At 53.8% G+C, this 14179-nt stretch carries 24 protein-coding genes and 1 tRNA gene; 4 read left to right on the forward strand and 21 right to left on the reverse strand.

The genetic code is table 11. The features are described 5' to 3' along the window. From H7R56_RS19570 to H7R56_RS19620, 11 genes are all read right to left on the reverse strand, one after another. Positions 1 to 474 (reverse strand): DUF2280 domain-containing protein, encoded by a 474-nt coding sequence (locus H7R56_RS19570; RefSeq protein WP_016243561.1) that lies wholly within the window; start codon positions 472 to 474, stop codon positions 1 to 3. Between the two features lie 31 nt (positions 475 to 505). Beyond that, the gene (locus tag H7R56_RS19575) at positions 506 to 1126 is read right to left on the reverse strand and encodes a putative metallopeptidase (RefSeq protein WP_016243560.1); all 621 of its coding nucleotides are present in this window, start codon (positions 1124 to 1126) and stop codon (positions 506 to 508) included. Positions 1127 to 1186: 60 nt separating this feature from the next. Continuing rightward, positions 1187 to 1705: a Rha family transcriptional regulator gene (locus tag H7R56_RS19580; RefSeq protein ID WP_001064347.1), complete on the reverse strand. Its 519-nt coding sequence runs from the start codon at positions 1703 to 1705 to the stop codon at positions 1187 to 1189. Between the two features lie 198 nt (positions 1706 to 1903). Next, a complete protein-coding gene (locus H7R56_RS19585) occupies positions 1904 to 2371 on the reverse strand; it encodes a lysis protein (RefSeq protein ID WP_001549455.1) in 468 nt (155 codons plus the stop codon). Next, positions 2368 to 2817 (reverse strand): lysozyme, encoded by a 450-nt coding sequence (locus H7R56_RS19590; RefSeq protein ID WP_016243559.1) that lies wholly within the window; start codon positions 2815 to 2817, stop codon positions 2368 to 2370. Before H7R56_RS19590 ends, H7R56_RS19585 begins: the two co-directional genes overlap by 4 nt. After that, positions 2801 to 3124 carry a phage holin, lambda family gene (locus H7R56_RS19595; protein ID WP_182928347.1) on the reverse strand — a complete coding sequence of 108 codons (324 nt, stop codon included), beginning with the start codon at positions 3122 to 3124 and terminating at the stop codon, positions 2801 to 2803. The genes H7R56_RS19590 and H7R56_RS19595 overlap by 17 nt, the downstream gene beginning before the upstream one ends. 182 nt (positions 3125 to 3306) lie before the next feature. Beyond that, positions 3307 to 3381: transfer RNA gene (locus H7R56_RS19600), tRNA-Asn, on the reverse strand. A gap of 118 nt (positions 3382 to 3499) precedes the next feature. Further along, entirely contained in the window at positions 3500 to 4183 is a 684-nt protein-coding gene (locus tag H7R56_RS19605; RefSeq protein ID WP_182928348.1) for a hypothetical protein, read from the reverse strand. Beyond that, a complete protein-coding gene (locus H7R56_RS19610; RefSeq protein WP_062856097.1) occupies positions 4180 to 4539 on the reverse strand; it encodes a RusA family crossover junction endodeoxyribonuclease in 360 nt (119 codons plus the stop codon). Before H7R56_RS19610 ends, H7R56_RS19605 begins: the two co-directional genes overlap by 4 nt. After that, on the reverse strand, positions 4536 to 4835 hold the full coding sequence (locus tag H7R56_RS19615) for a hypothetical protein (protein ID WP_182928349.1): 300 nt from the start codon (positions 4833 to 4835) through the stop codon (positions 4536 to 4538). Before H7R56_RS19615 ends, H7R56_RS19610 begins: the two co-directional genes overlap by 4 nt. Further along, positions 4825 to 5277 carry a recombination protein NinB gene (locus H7R56_RS19620; RefSeq protein WP_182928350.1) on the reverse strand — a complete coding sequence of 151 codons (453 nt, stop codon included), beginning with the start codon at positions 5275 to 5277 and terminating at the stop codon, positions 4825 to 4827. The genes H7R56_RS19615 and H7R56_RS19620 overlap by 11 nt, the downstream gene beginning before the upstream one ends. 74 nt (positions 5278 to 5351) lie before the next feature. Here H7R56_RS19620 and H7R56_RS19625 point away from each other — a divergent pair, with 74 nt between their 5' ends. Further along, positions 5352 to 5513 (forward strand): hypothetical protein, encoded by a 162-nt coding sequence (locus H7R56_RS19625; RefSeq protein ID WP_182928351.1) that lies wholly within the window; start codon positions 5352 to 5354, stop codon positions 5511 to 5513. A 4-nt stretch (positions 5514 to 5517) separates the two neighbouring features. On the opposite strand, the gene H7R56_RS19630 is transcribed toward H7R56_RS19625, so the two are convergent. The 10 genes from H7R56_RS19630 to H7R56_RS19675 all read right to left on the reverse strand — a co-directional run bounded on the left by H7R56_RS19630 (position 5518) and on the right by H7R56_RS19675 (position 10468). Then, on the reverse strand, positions 5518 to 5856 hold the full coding sequence (locus H7R56_RS19630) for a hypothetical protein (RefSeq protein WP_182928352.1): 339 nt from the start codon (positions 5854 to 5856) through the stop codon (positions 5518 to 5520). Further along, positions 5856 to 6338 (reverse strand): hypothetical protein, encoded by a 483-nt coding sequence (locus H7R56_RS19635; RefSeq protein WP_182928353.1) that lies wholly within the window; start codon positions 6336 to 6338, stop codon positions 5856 to 5858. The genes H7R56_RS19630 and H7R56_RS19635 overlap by 1 nt, the downstream gene beginning before the upstream one ends. Beyond that, the gene (locus H7R56_RS19640; protein ID WP_182928354.1) at positions 6335 to 6814 is read right to left on the reverse strand and encodes an ead/Ea22-like family protein; all 480 of its coding nucleotides are present in this window, start codon (positions 6812 to 6814) and stop codon (positions 6335 to 6337) included. The genes H7R56_RS19635 and H7R56_RS19640 overlap by 4 nt, the downstream gene beginning before the upstream one ends. Next, the gene (locus H7R56_RS19645; protein ID WP_047063808.1) at positions 6811 to 7101 is read right to left on the reverse strand and encodes a DUF4406 domain-containing protein; all 291 of its coding nucleotides are present in this window, start codon (positions 7099 to 7101) and stop codon (positions 6811 to 6813) included. The genes H7R56_RS19640 and H7R56_RS19645 overlap by 4 nt, the downstream gene beginning before the upstream one ends. Further along, positions 7101 to 8498: a DnaB-like helicase C-terminal domain-containing protein gene (locus H7R56_RS19650; protein ID WP_182928355.1), complete on the reverse strand. Its 1398-nt coding sequence runs from the start codon at positions 8496 to 8498 to the stop codon at positions 7101 to 7103. The genes H7R56_RS19645 and H7R56_RS19650 overlap by 1 nt, the downstream gene beginning before the upstream one ends. Next, positions 8495 to 9385, reverse strand: a complete 891-nt coding sequence (locus H7R56_RS19655; protein WP_182928375.1) for a replication protein — start codon at positions 9383 to 9385, stop codon at positions 8495 to 8497. Before H7R56_RS19655 ends, H7R56_RS19650 begins: the two co-directional genes overlap by 4 nt. Further along, positions 9372 to 9536, reverse strand: a complete 165-nt coding sequence (locus H7R56_RS19660; RefSeq protein WP_021241755.1) for a hypothetical protein — start codon at positions 9534 to 9536, stop codon at positions 9372 to 9374. Before H7R56_RS19660 ends, H7R56_RS19655 begins: the two co-directional genes overlap by 14 nt. Positions 9537 to 9614: 78 nt before the next feature. After that, complete coding sequence (locus tag H7R56_RS19665; protein WP_182928706.1) at positions 9615 to 9869, reverse strand: hypothetical protein; 255 nt, start codon at positions 9867 to 9869, stop codon at positions 9615 to 9617. A 3-nt stretch (positions 9870 to 9872) separates the two neighbouring features. Beyond that, entirely contained in the window at positions 9873 to 10193 is a 321-nt protein-coding gene (locus H7R56_RS19670; RefSeq protein WP_072778544.1) for a CII family transcriptional regulator, read from the reverse strand. A gap of 41 nt (positions 10194 to 10234) precedes the next feature. Next, entirely contained in the window at positions 10235 to 10468 is a 234-nt protein-coding gene (locus H7R56_RS19675; protein ID WP_000795144.1) for a transcriptional regulator, read from the reverse strand. 128 nt (positions 10469 to 10596) lie between these two features. On the opposite strand from H7R56_RS19675, the gene H7R56_RS19680 reads away from it, so the two are divergent. From H7R56_RS19680 to H7R56_RS19690, 3 genes are all read left to right on the forward strand, one after another. After that, positions 10597 to 11289 (forward strand): XRE family transcriptional regulator, encoded by a 693-nt coding sequence (locus tag H7R56_RS19680; RefSeq protein ID WP_047063801.1) that lies wholly within the window; start codon positions 10597 to 10599, stop codon positions 11287 to 11289. A 414-nt stretch (positions 11290 to 11703) separates the two neighbouring features. Then, on the forward strand, positions 11704 to 12636 hold the full coding sequence (locus H7R56_RS19685) for a BRO-N domain-containing protein (protein ID WP_182928376.1): 933 nt from the start codon (positions 11704 to 11706) through the stop codon (positions 12634 to 12636). Next, on the forward strand, positions 12633 to 13994 hold the full coding sequence (locus tag H7R56_RS19690; protein ID WP_182928377.1) for an ISL3-like element IS1489v1 family transposase: 1362 nt from the start codon (positions 12633 to 12635) through the stop codon (positions 13992 to 13994). Before H7R56_RS19685 ends, H7R56_RS19690 begins: the two co-directional genes overlap by 4 nt. Positions 13995 to 14179 lie beyond the last annotated feature (185 nt).

Below are 14179 nucleotides of genomic sequence, written 5' to 3' on the forward strand. Positions count from 1 at the left end.
TCACCCCATCATCTTGCGGTAAATCTCTGCGGCCTGATCTGCGGTGAGGTTGGTCGTCTCGGTCTTGATCGGGCCGCCATCCTTGCCAGTGCTTTCAACCTTCAGCTTATTGGTGTAAGCGTCGCCAACCTCTTTCGCGGCCTGTTCAATCAGCTGCGCCGTCAGGGAGAAGTTTTTCATCCCCTCGGTTTTGGTTGCCATGCGGTCAAGCACGCGGAGGCGATAGGATTTGTTCGCGATCGGAATGTCGCTGGTTTCGGTCAGGAACCGTTCGCGCGTCGCGTGGAACATCTCGATCCACTTTTTGGCGAGCGTCTTACCGCTGGCCTTCGTGGGGTCGTGAGATTCAGCCTGCTGGCGGGTAATCTTGATCCCGAATTCTTTTTGGACAGCCTCGACCACCTGCGATGGCGTGTCATAGCACGCAAGCGACTGAATGATGAAGGCTTTCACATCAGGTTTTAATGCAGCCATAAATCACCATTCGTCTTATACAGTCCAGTATTTAAGCCAGTCGCAGCATGCACGTCCCGCACGCTCTGGCAATATCGAGATGAGCAACCTCCGCTGGCTGATTCGCCGCATCAATCATTTCCTGCACGTCCCGGCTTGCACCGTAACGGCGAACCACGCCCACAAACTCTTCCACGTCATGGCCGCGCAGCTTCAGCTTTGGCTGCCCTTCCTGCGTGAACTTCGGCGCGCCAAATTCATCTGTCGCCTGGCAGATGTGATAAAGCTCGTGCTCTATCAGCGCACAGAATTCCAGATCGGAACATTGCGAGCAGTAATCAGCGGCCAGCGTGATGATGAACTGCGGCACCCTGCCGAACCATTCATACATCTGCTGCTCCATCCGCGCTTTCTGCCAGCCTCCAGCCCGCATGGCCACTTCTTCCGCCTGCCCCAGCACGGAACGCCCTTTCTTCTCGAAAGCGTTAGACGCCCAGAGAAAGCACAGATCCGCTTCAAGCAAATGCTGGTGGTCATGGTTGTAGAGGTCACCCTCATCGCTCAGGATGTGCTGATTCAGCCACTCGCCAACGTCATTAGCGGGCATAATGCTGATGTACGGCTTCGGGTCAGGTGGCATCGTAAAATGCGCTGGTGGGTGTGGTCTGTTCATGAATAATTCCAGTGCTCCATTATCGAAGCCCCTCAATGAAGGGCTTCTGTAATGCCGCGATCAGCCAATAAGTAATTCCGGCTGCGTTACCTGCATGATGTGCTCATGTTCGAGCTCCAGGACGCGCTTCTCTTTCTTCCGCTCGTTCATCAAACGGCTTCCGATCGTGCCTTTCAGCTTTGAGCGCGTTTCTTTGATGGCGTAGCGATGCTGCAATTCTTCACCCATCGCCATGCGCCGGTTTAGCTGCTCGGCCATCCAGTTGAAGGCATTGATGTAACACTCCTTCACTGCGGCAGCTGTTTTGCCAGTGAATCCCATCACTAGCATCATGCATCCGTCGCGGGTGATGTTATACATAGGCTGAACATCGCCATTTTTATCAATGAAATCAATGGGCGCAAAATTGCGCTGGGTGAAGTCATCGGAGCATTTCAGGTTACGTATGGCACGCAAAACGTCTTTGTGTCGCTTGCCAAAGTAATCCGCCACCTTGAGTGATGTGGTGATTATCTTGTTGTCGAGGGTCGTGACCATTTCGCGGAAGTCGAAGGCCGGAATAACTGACGGATTATTCATAGCGTCTTTACCTTTTAGAAAGTGAGCCTGTCTCACAGAAAAGCCGCCCGAGAGAGGTCGCCACCTATAACGGCATTTCTCAGGCTCGCTTACTGAAAGGCTCTCGTTAATATGCGCGTGAGATGCGCGTTTACTGCGGACATAAAAAAGCCCCGCATCGCGAGGCTCATTAAATTGACTTTGTGATTTGCAAAAAAATTATTTCAGGCATTGCGTCCTGATGTATTCCTGCAGGTAGTTAACCTGCGCGGTTATCCTGTCGATTCCACTTCGGAGACGGTAATAATTGAGTTCAGCATCTGCTGTAAGTCTTGGGCTTTCTCCATCGCCCATGCTGCTGGCTCCGGTCGTTGACTTTGCACAGGTGGCGGCGACTTGCAGCCGCTTACGGCCAGCAATGACATCGCTATGCAGACGCTCAATGGTTTCTTTCGCATCAGCCAGTTCTCCGGTGTATTTGGCATCCAGTGCAGCGACATCACGCTGGCGGGTCTGCATGTCTTTAATGGTGGCGGTCGCCAGGAGGAGTTTCTCAGTGGCCTTATCGCGCTGGTCTCTGTAAGTGATGGCGTTGTCGCGGTAGTGGTTCACGAAGAAAGCCAGTGCGCCGATTAACGCCAGCACCAGCAACTGCAGCCAGTAACGCTTAACCAGTGCGCTAATCATGACAGGAACAGAGCTCGCTCTGCCTCCCGCCGACGTGTCAGCCCATTCAGCACCTTCCCACCAGCTTTATTCCAGCGCAGGAACTCATCGGCTGCACCAGCGTAATCTCCGGCGTTGAGTTTTCGCAGGAGAGTCGATGTCGACAATGACCGCGCACCGAGGTTATACGTGAACGACACCAGGGCATCGAACTGGCCTTGTGTCAGCTTCACCCTGACAACTTTCAGCACGTCATTCTCATAACCAACAAGCCCTGTTTTCAGAAGCCTGTCAGCGGTTTGCTGGTCGATAGTCATACCGCGCTTTACTGGCTTTCCGTCAACCGGATGGGTCCAGCCATAGCCGATGGTCCACGGCGCATCTCCCGTTCCGGGGTCGGGGTAAGCAGTCAGCCGACAACCTTCAAATTTTTTTATCAGAGCAATTCCGTCAGGACTGGTTTGCATCGTCAACTCCCGCATTTTTTGCTGCAAGTTTTTTAATCAGTTTGCCGATCGAATCGGTGCCGATGTATCCAATAAAGACGCTGGCTATGTAGGCGAGGTTGCTGCTCAGGCCGATAAAGTCCAGAAGGTCACGAACGAACCAGGCAATCATCGCGCACATCAGCGCATCAATTAGCGTTTTTGTTACCGCGCCGCCGTTATAGCGACCACGCAGATACGCCATGATAAAAGCCAGCATTGCACCAATACCCTGCTCCTTGGCGGCAAGTAGCGCAGCGATGAAATCTTGTTTGTATGGCATTTTCATAGTCCTCACCTCCGATTTTCCGGATGGTGCTGTGTGTGTTTGTAGGGGAAAGGCCGTCAGACTCTGATTGCTACATGGCATCTGAAAATGATATCTGCGGCCTGCAATAAAAAAGCCCACGGCGCGGTGGGCAATAGAGGGTAGTGCGTTGAGCTTTTGCTCTTATGGTCCTGGTAGGTATTTGGCGGGACAGGAAGGATTCGAACCTTCGACCAATCGGTTAACAGCCGATCTCACAACCTCTGTGCTTCTGACCCTGAATGCAAAAAGCCCCTGCATTTCTGCAAGGGCTTAAATGTGGTTCACACCGCTCCGCGCAAGGCATCTCCGCTGGTGGGTAAGCTCTTTCGCCTTTGACGTCCGAGCATATCTGAATTATGCAGTTTCAAAACTCGTTTTCAAGTCTTTTTCGCAAGTTTTTGCATTTTCGAAGCCAAATTCATCTTTTAACGTGAAGAAGACAGCAGAATTAAACAACTCAATACACCAGCGCACACGGTCAATACATTGCTTTTCGGTCAGAAACGGCGCGTAGTAATACTGCATCCATCGTGCCATGCCATTGATGGTTTTCCGCCATGTGTAATAGTCCTTCCCTATCTCATACACGGGATTCCCCGGCTTGAAGGACTTCAGGATGATAGCCTCCATGAATGCAGCTTCCTCCTGGTCTCCGGCATTGCCGATCAGGTCAGAAAGCGATTTCTTCGGCCAGATGATGGCTTTCGCCTGGTCAAACAACGCATCGCCGGTATAGCCAATTTTACGCAGACCAGACAATACAGTAGCGATCCGCTCCTGCTGTTCGCCAGTCCAGCCGGTCAATATCATTGACCACATACCGCCGCCACCAGAAAGGTGCTCTGTTCCGCTGCCCCCATACATGCCGCCCCAGTGGTTCAGCAACGAACGAACCCAACGGCTTTGCGATGGTGTAAGTCGGCGGTATTTCCCCAGGTAAGATCTGCGTGGTGCTGCTGCCAGCATCACCCAGGCGTTTTGCGGGTTGGTACGCTCAACAGACGCTTTCTGGTAATTGTTAATGTCGTTGCGTGTCATTCTGCATTCTCCTGGATAATGATCTGGCCTGTCTCTCCCCATCGTTTCGTTACCCTGCCGTCCCATATCCGACAGTCATCATCGAATATCGCATCCAATAACGCTTTCTCCAGATTGTCCTTATCCGGCTTGGTCTGGTGAGGCTGGCCATCATGCTGCTGACGCTTCTTCTTGCTCCAGCTTTTCGGCATGGGCAAAACGAATGTTATGTGGTAACCGGATTCCGGGAGGGTTATACCGAGACGGCGCACCTGGGCTTTAAAAAACCAGTAAGCAGAGGTTTCCGGCCTGCTGCGCCAGCGATCGCTCCTGGTCATACGGGGCTTGCCGATCGGGGTGATATCGTAAATTTTCATGCTGGCACCACCAGCCCAAGGCTGGCGATCTGGATAACGGTCAAAACGATGGCGCGGTCCATAAGCTGGCGACGTTCGTCGCGCGATAGCTTGCTCCCGTTGTCGATGCTGTCATGGCAGCAAACGCAGATCGCCGCTGTGGCGCAATCATCGGCTTTCATACCCATGCCTTTGCCTTCGTTACGGTGCGCAACCTGCGTCCCCCATGAACCGCATAACACGCACTGTTCGATCTGCCCGACAGCGGCGAGCCATTTTTTGCTGCGGTAGGTTAGCTGATTGGAGTTATTTAGCATTACTCTCCCCCCAACGCTTCGCCCACTCGATTTCATTGCGGGATTTTTCGCTGAAGGTGACGCCCTGCTGGGTGCCGAACCAGTAAATCGTCTCGATGACTTCAACCATCTGGGGAATGGTCATTTTGCTGGTGCGCTGGCCGAACATAACGACACCGCCATCAAGGCCGGGAGCCATTCGCTGTTCCTGCTTTTTGGTCTTCGCCACCAGCGCGGTGATGAGGTCTTTCCAGTCGTCGGAATCGTATTTATTACCGAACCAGAGAACCTGGTCGGAGAGGTCTTTCAGGAGCGGCCACATCTTGCGGTTTTGAATGGCTGTGCGCGTCGACTCTTTGACGTCGAGAATCAGCGGGCGCTTGCTGTCGACCGGCAACTGACGGATGTAGTTGATAGCGTTCTGTTTGACGCTTTCGTTAATGAGGTGGAATTGTTGGCTCACGCTTCACCCCCGAAGAGGGTAAGCGACAGATACGACAAATCGCTGACGTCGGATAACGTCAGGCGATTGTGTTTATGCTGGTGGTGCTGCGCCATGGTGTTCTCCGTGGCGCGAATGTCCGGGTGTCAGTTGTTCAGGCTGACAGGGATATTATGGCTGGGCGTGCAGGCAAAAGCAATTTGGCAGCAAAGAAAAAAGCCTCCGAAGAGGCTTGTATGTTATTGATTGCATTGTGACATGTCACACCGATAATTTGATTTCATGCCATCCGCGCGTAACCCAGCATTGCGAATCACCGTCGCAAGGACACGACTCAACCGGCAGCGCATCGCCACATTTCCCGCAGCGGTTCGCGCTGATTGATTTGATGCGACCACGAACGCGGGCATCGTCCTGGCGGATCAGCATTGCGACGTATTCACTCATTTCATACGGCGCTCGCCCCGGGCGGCGGGTGGCACAATTGCGCTCCAGCATCTCCAGTTCCTGCGTATCAAGTATGATCTCAAATTTACGCCCACCAGCAGCGGCTTGCCGGGCGCGCTGCGCGGCTTTGCGTTCTGCGGCAGATTTAGCCATCAGTATTCACCCCAGCTATATTCTGATGCAATCGGCCCCGGCTGGTTGGCAGCGAGGAATGTATCACTTTCTGGTAGTTTCTCGACCTTACAGCGATATCCCTCGGAAATGATCCCGGCCTCGCGAAGACCAGAGAGACACATGCGCGCCGTTTCTTCGGCGAGCTGAATCTTGTTAATCTGGTGGGTTTTGCGACGAACAAATGCCTGCAACGCCTCTTCTTTGGTGTAATGGTAACGGGAGCGATCAGCGCCTTTTAAGCAGCGTTTAACATGGTGTTTCTGGTTCGCAGGCTGTCCACCGGTCCGGTATTTAACAAGCTGCTCGTTGGTCATGTACGGCATATCTTCGACGTGCCAGAAGGTCTTCTCTGTCTCGCGGATGATTACGCGCTTCCACAAAGTGACGATCGGGCGGCCTTCGCTGTCGTTCCCGTCATAGTAGCGATAGCAGTATTTTTTACCTTCGGTGATTCTGTTCATGCGGCACCTTCCTGAATATCAAGACCTTTGGATTCATTGCGCTTATGGCGCTCCCAAAACCACTGGTGAAGTTCCATCAGCTCTTTGTCGAGGGGCGCGTATTCGCGGTCGAAATAGGCCTGAGCGTCTTTCTCGTCCTCGCTGGGTAATTCGCCGGGACCAAGCAGGGTGTTAAAAATCCATTCCATCCCGTTCCTGGCATCGCCGGTGGTGCGCCAGTCGATAATCGCCGCTTGCATCACAAGCAGGTTCTTACCGAACATCCGATCAAGCTCTTTGAAGCGATTGCGAATGTACTCGTTCTCGTCCTTCAGTTCGACGTTCTGCTTCTCTGCGCCAGCCAACACATCAGCGCGAGCACGCTGCACATCCAGCTGCGTAGCCAGCTCACGAACCAGCGCGGCAGACTCAGCGCAATGCAGCTCTTTCGCTATCGCATGCCCGGCAGCTACGAGGTCTTTGGTTTTATTGGTCATGCCGCGTTCTCCTGATGAATGATTTCCAAATCCAGCTTTTGAGCCAGAGCGTGTTCCGCTTTTGCGCCTGCTGAGTTCTGCCAGCCGGACAGCAGGAAAATGCCGTCAGCGCAGCGGAGCATCGCGAGACAAATATCCATGTACTCTGGCTGGCTCAAGCCATCTGGAAGTGTCGCGGGGTTTAACACTACATGGCCCTCCGAAGCCAGGCGCATAGCCTCGAAATGGAACGCAGGGCGGTTATATTTCGGAATGCCGGTCATTGGCCCAGCAATGTAGATTTTCATCAGAAATCCCTCTTCTTGTTGGGTCTGGCATCATTCGCGCGACGCCTCTGCTCAGCAGCAGCCTGGTCGCAGTCGTAGATCGCACCATTGCGCTGGTCGCAATAAACAACGCCGGTCGGGCCGTGACGGTTCAGCCGCAGGAGTAACTCGGTTTCGCTCTGGTTCGCGTTCTCGTCGTATGCGCCTTCGCGGTAGATGCCGACCCAGTAATCGCAATCCTGCTCAATCTGCCCGGTATCGCGGGAATCGCTCGGCATCGGGCGTTTGTTGGTGCGCTTCTCCAGATCGCGGTTCAGCTGGGTAAGCAGCACCACGATGCAGTTCAGCTCCTTCGCCAGGTTCTTCAGCCCCTTCGTGATAATCCCGTAGGCCAGGTCGTTACGGTCGGCCTTGTCTGCGGTCATCAGCGTCAGGTAGTCCACCAGCACCATGCCGACAGCGCCGCGTTCTCGTTTGATGCGACGAGACTCTGCAACGATGTGCGCCAGCGTGATCCCCGGCGTATCGTCGACATACAAATTCCCGTTCTGAGCAAGACGACCAGCAGCAGCAAAGGCCATAGCAACCTTGGTATCGTCATACCGATCGCCATAAAACACGTCGGTATTTACGCTGCTGACCTGCCCTACCATGCGTTCCACAATCTGCTTATCCGGCATCTCAAGACTGAACATCAGCGCGGGGAGATGCTCAACTTCGGCACAGTTGACGGCCAGCTGACTATACAGCGTGGTTTTACCCATCTTCGGACGTGCGCCAATCACCATCAAAGCGCCTTTAACCAGCCCTTTCGGTTGCAGCAGGTCATCCAGCGATCCGATCCCCGTGGATAGCCCTCGCGTTGCGTCGGAGTCGCTCCAGCGTGCTTCCACCTCGTCCACCCAGTCGCCCATCACTTCCGAAAACTCGCGGAGCCCTCGGCGGTTACCGGTTTTCGCGTAGTCAGCGATATCGGTGAACAGAGTCTGAATAGCGTCAAACTTCTGGCTGGTGGTCATCCCGTTGCGGGAGAACAGCAGTTCAGTAGCGCTGGTCAGCTTGTCTATGCCGTAGCGCTCCATGGCTTTCTCGCGCACCAGCATTGCGTAGTGAACGATGTTCGCCGCGCTGGGGGTGTTTTTAGATATCTCGGCCATGTAAGCGAAGCCACCAGCCTGCTCGCCAAGCCCTTTCGACTCCAGCGACTCAATCAGGGTGATCAGGTCGATAGGCTTCTGGTTGGCTACCAGCTCCCGCATCTCGGCGAAAATCACCTGGTGGGGGCGGATGTAGAACGATTCTGGTTTGAGCATCGACATGGCGGTCTGGCAGCGATCACTACCGCTATCCAGCATCATTCCGCCCAGCACGCTTTGTTCGGCTTCGATGTTCTGCGGGATCATGTTCATGTCTGTCATAGCGCCTTCTCCTTGGTTTTCAGCAGGGTGTCAGAACGCAGCAGATAATCGAAACTGGCGCGCCATCCTCTGTCGTTCTCACCGAAATAAAACTTTGGTGCTCGTTCAGCGAAAGCGGCGAAGTAATTCTCCACCGCCTCGACGGTTGGCTCTTTCAGTTCGGTCAGCAGGCGTTTGATAGCACGGCGACGTTTGTCGTTTAGTGCCTCTGCCTGAGGAAGGCGGTCTCCCAGGGTGGTGTTGTATGCAGACAGCACTGCCTGGTAGTCGATCGGGGTTTTCTTTGAGACAGATTTTTCTTCCTGCCCGACACACTCCCCCTCTGGGGGTTGGGGGGTATTGTTTATTGTCTTTTGTATATTGTCTTTTGTGGTTAGCAGATCCTGCTTAGTTTCAAAAGCAGATTCTGCTAAGGTTTCGACATCACCATTAGCAACTTCCGCTAATATTTCCTTAGCACTTTCAGCTAAAGTTTTATTAGCAACTTCCGCTAAAGAATCCTTAGCAGGTTTAGCTAATGTTTTGCAGAATCCGTTAATCTTTGTTTTCCACTCGATGATGCTGGTATTCATACCCACATTACGCCCCTCCTGGACCAAGACTTTTTTGGCAACAAGCTGACTTTTTGCTGTAGAACAATGTGTGTGATGCTTGGCAATCATCTGCTCAAGCTGGTCATTGCTAACCCAGTCCATCTTCTTGTTGTAACCATACGTCTTGCGCCAAACGGCAAGGACGACACACAGCTCTGTTTCGCTTAGTCCGGATGCCATAACAGCATCGAGAAGCTCATTAGCAACACGAGTAAAACCATCTTCCAGCTGCGCCACGCGATGCTCCACGACCTCCAGCGGCGGCCTGTAGTCTGCTAACTTAACGACGCCCATTTTTCACTCCCGACGTAGCGAGAGCCAGACGGATCACGCCAACAAGACGTTCGGCGAACGCCCTGTTTTTTGACGCGGCAACCACCAGCCCGTCAGGGGAATCCTGAAGGCGTCGTTCCTCATTTTCCTGGTACTTTTTGCGCTTTGGCATTAGAATTAACCTCGCAATTTACTGACGTTTGTTGCACCTGAGAGCCGCTTGTGTTCGTGCACAGCGGCTTTCGCCTTTTCAGAACAGGCCCGGCTGGGCGTTCCGTTTAACTTTTCGCTTCTCAAAGCGGTCAGCAGGTAACTGCTGCTTCTCCGCCCACAGCTTTGCGTGCCGTAAAACATCATCAAAAATCTTCCCCTTTCTGCTTGCCCGGCTCATGCGCTTGTACATGTCGATAGCCTGGAACGCCCCCCCCTGAGTCACTCCCAGAGAGAAACCGAGCTTCAGCAGTTCTTCACGCACATGCTTTTCGATGAATTCGATATGGTTCATGGCTTAATCCCACCCCAGCGGCCCCGGCCTTGCCCGTTCGGCTTTCAGCCCGATATCAGCGAGCGTTTCGACTGAGGCCAGATATTCACGCGATACCAGCACCGCTTCCGGTGGCGCGGCCTGAATACCCAGGAAGGCCAGCTCTTTCGCCATGGTGCTGAAATGCCCTTCGGCTTTACGCCTGCTGGCTGTCGACTCGCTGATGCCCATATGTTCGGCGTATGCCTTCTGTCCCACCGATGCAAGACGGTTGAGCAGGACGCTTTCTATCTCAACCGGATTGATAACTGGCGGGTCTAACTTTCGTGCGATTGCGTTCTCCATGGGTGATAATCCTCATAAAGTGAGTTACGCCACTGGTTTGACTAAATGGCGTGGTTATTTGGATGTGGAAAAATGGATGGAAGATCAGGCCGAAATTCGTATGCCTGAATCTCTCCGTTAACGGCATTAACAAGGTCTGGGACATGAACAGGAGAAATACGCTTCTTCCCGTTCAACCAATCACAGATCGTTGATTGGGCCTTTCCACAGCGTTTAGCTAACTCTTTCTGACTACCGACAAGGGCAATCGCTTTTTCTACTGCGGGGTTCTTCATAATCACCTCAGCTATCAGTTTAAAGCGATTATGTATATCACTTTAGCGATTGTCAATCGCCTATGCGATTCTTTGCCAAACAATCGCCTTGGCGATACTATTTAAAGAGGACTTAAAAAGAGGCTTTTATGGGATTCTCAGAACGCTTAGGGCACGCAATGGACGTCGCTGGATACACGCAGGCTAGGCTGGCGAAAGATGTAGGCATGGCTCAGTCCAGCGTAAATAAGTTACTTAAAGGTGCGAACGGCTCACGAAAAACAGTAGAGATCGCATCTGTTCTGGGTGTGCGTCCTGAATGGCTTTCAACGGGGCAAGGTGAGATGTTGGAATCTGGAATTCGCGAAGCAAACACGCTATACCAAATTAAACCAGTTATGAATGAGGTTTACCGCGTGGATGTGCTTGACGTTAAGGCCAGCGCCGGTCCTGGCTCGCTAGTTACCAGTGATTTTATCGAAACCATAAGAGCAATCGAATACACAACTGAACAGGCTCGCGCACTTTTCGGAAACCGCCCCGCAGATAATGTAAAAGTTATCACTGTTAACGGCGACAGCATGGATGGAACCATCTCACCAGGAGATCAAATTTTTGTTGATACTGGCGTGACTCATTTTGATGGTGATGGCGTTTACGTATTTGTGTTCGGAAAAACTCTGCACGTCAAAAGACTTCAGATGCAAAGAGATCGGCTTGCTGTCATCTCAGACAACCCTATCTACGAGAAATGGTATGTTGAGTCAGAAGACGAAGATCAGTTCTACGTAATGGCTAAAGTGCTACTAAGACAATCAATAGAGTACAAGCGCTTCGCATAAACCCGGCTTGCCGGGTTTTTTATTGTCCCTGACCTGATTAAAATTCCCCCAACCCCTTCGCTAATGGGGTATTCATAAAAGGTTGTTGATAGGGGTCTGATGCCATCCTGCTACGAATCATTTTTGATTTCGCGGAAAGGTGTTGCCACCCCCTCCTTTTGGTGTTAGAGTTCGTCTCAGGTGCTGAACACACCTTCGTAGGCGGAAGCCGCTCCCGACAGTCAAAGCGGCTTTTTCACGTCTGTAGGTTTCTCATTGCCCCGCAGTGCGGGACAATGTCGGCTTATGGCCGGGTAGCGCGCAGCTATACAAGACCCGAAAGGGGAAATCTGCGGGCGGCCCTACGACCGTGTTCAAGTACCCGGCCGCCTCTCTGAACAGGAGGCGAAATTGAACGAATCGTAGGAGGCCATCATGGCTAATCAGAACCTTCCCGCCGATGGTGTCATTAGTAGTGACACCACCCCCAAGACCTTCAACTTCGAGAACCTGCCGGTTCGGACGATCAACCGAAACGGTGAAGTCTGGTTCGTCGCCGCAGACGTATGCGCGGCGCTGGAGATCGGCAACCCTCGTCAAGCCGTCACCCGGCTGGATGACGACGAGCGCGATACCTTCGGCATCATTGATGCGCTGGGTCGCCAGCAAGAGACCGTGGTCATTAGCGAATCCGGTCTCTACGCGCTGGTGATGACCAGCCGCAAGGAAGAGGCTAAGCGGTTCAAGCGGTGGGTTACGCATGACGTGCTGCCCGCCATTCGCACCACGGGCAAGTACGAGGCCAAGCCGGGCCGGGGACGCCGCGCCGTGCGGCAGCAGTCTGCGCAGGTGCCGCTGTTGCCCGCGCCTCGCAGCATCCGCAGCCGCGATGATCTGTCCTTCACCAAGCGGGACGCCGAGGGCCACATGCTCAACTGGTTCATGCCCAGCCGTGAGAACAACTGGCACGAGCACTACGGCATCGGGGAAATCTGGTTCAGCGAGATTGTCGAGCTGGCCCGGCACAACCCGAAAGAGGCATACCACGCTATGCGCTTTGCTGGCCTGGAGCTGACACGCTACTGGAACCACGGCCATCCGGATGGTTTCTTTGATCGCATGGCTCGTTGGGCAATGGCCGCTATTCTGGCGAACCCGACCGAGCCTCAACTTCCCTTCGATCTGCCTTGCCTCGGCATTCCGCCGCGTGAGGGCATGGACTTCCACCTGGCGGCAGCCGTGCCTCGCCAGCCCCTGACGCCTGCCGAGCAAGACGCTATCGACAAGCAGGCGTGGCAGGAGGCTGCCGAGTGCCAGCGGCATTGCTATGAGCACCGCCGTTACGACCTGATGGCGCGTCACGCATGAATCTGCCCGACAACATCCTTCACCCTCTCAAGGCCAAGATCGTGGGGTTCCACGAGGAAGAGAACGAGTACAGCTTCCAGGTGGAATACCCCGATCCTACGGTCTGCCCGAACTGCGGGGTGTGCGGCGAGGTGGTCAGGTTCGGCAAGAAACAGGTGAAGTTCCGTGACCTGCCGCTGCATGGGCGGTGGGTCACGCTCTGGCTGATTCGCCGCCGCTTCGTGTGTCGGGCGTGCAACACGACATTCAGCCCCGCCTTGCCTGAAATGGCTGAGAACAACCGCATGACACAGCGGCTGGCCGAGTACATCATCAAGGCCGCCGTGGGTCGCACCAACAGCGACGTGGGCCGCGAGGTGGGCGTGAATGAGTCGATCATCCGCGCCCTGTTCCAGAGCCACTACGAGGCACAGAAACACCGCTACACGCCATCTGCACCCCGTGTGCTGGGGATTGATGAGTTGTACCTGCAACGCACCTACCGCTGCGTGCTGACCAATATCGAGGAGGAAACCATCATCGACCTGTTGGAATCGCGCACGAAACCACAGGTCACGGCCTACCTATCTCGTCTCAAAGATCGCAAGGACATTGAGATCGTCTGCATGGATATGTGGAACCCGTACCGCGAGGTGGCGAAGGCGCTGATGCCACAAGCCGCCATTGTGGTGGACAAGTTCCACATCCAGCGCATGGCCAACGAGGTCATGGAGAAGATCAGAAGAGGCATCAAGGCTGGGCTGTCGCAGCATCGCCGCCGTGCGCTTAAAGGCGACCGTAAGCTGATGCTGATGCGAGAGCGCGACTTGACGCCTATGAGCCAAATGGTGGTGGAGACCTGGACGAACCAGTTCCCCGAGCTGGGCGCGGCCTACCGCCTCAAGGAAGAGTTCATGAACATCTGGCTGCTGACCGACGAAGTGGACGCCAGAGAGGAATACCAGCGCTGGCAATCCAGCCTGACACCGGAGCAGCAGCCCCAATGGGCGCCGCTTACTACGGCAATGACCAATTGGGAGGCGGAAATCTTCGCCTACTTCGGTGACGGGCAACGCCAGACCAATGCCTTCACCGAGTCGATCAACCGGCAAATGAAAGACCTGAACAGGGTCACGCGGAGCATGTCCTTCGAGATGTTCCGAGCGAAGATGCTGTTCTCAGTCGATCACAAGATGAAGCGCAAGGAAAAGCCGCGCCGGGAATCGCCCTTTGAAATCGGCTACGGCGTCCCTACGGAAGCCGACCTTGCAAGGCTGGCACCCACCATGCTCGACATGGGGGTGCCCATCGGCAAGCTGCTGGAACGCTTCTTGGAGCCGCCCATCAACATCACCCCACCACCTTCGGAAGCCGGGTAGAAACTCCCTTCATCAACCGGATTTTACGAATACCCCGCTAATGTCATTTTATCGCACATTTTCCAATCAAATAAATAACCTTATAGATCATAAAATTATCGCTTTAGCTAAATAAATTATCGTTTAAGCGATTGACTCAAATAATCGCTTTAGCTATTGTTAGCTCATCCAAACAACGCATTCAA

Origin of the sequence: Klebsiella sp. WP3-W18-ESBL-02 (assembly GCF_014168815.1) — a bacterium.
Taxonomy (GTDB): domain Bacteria; phylum Pseudomonadota; class Gammaproteobacteria; order Enterobacterales; family Enterobacteriaceae; genus Kluyvera; species Kluyvera ascorbata_B.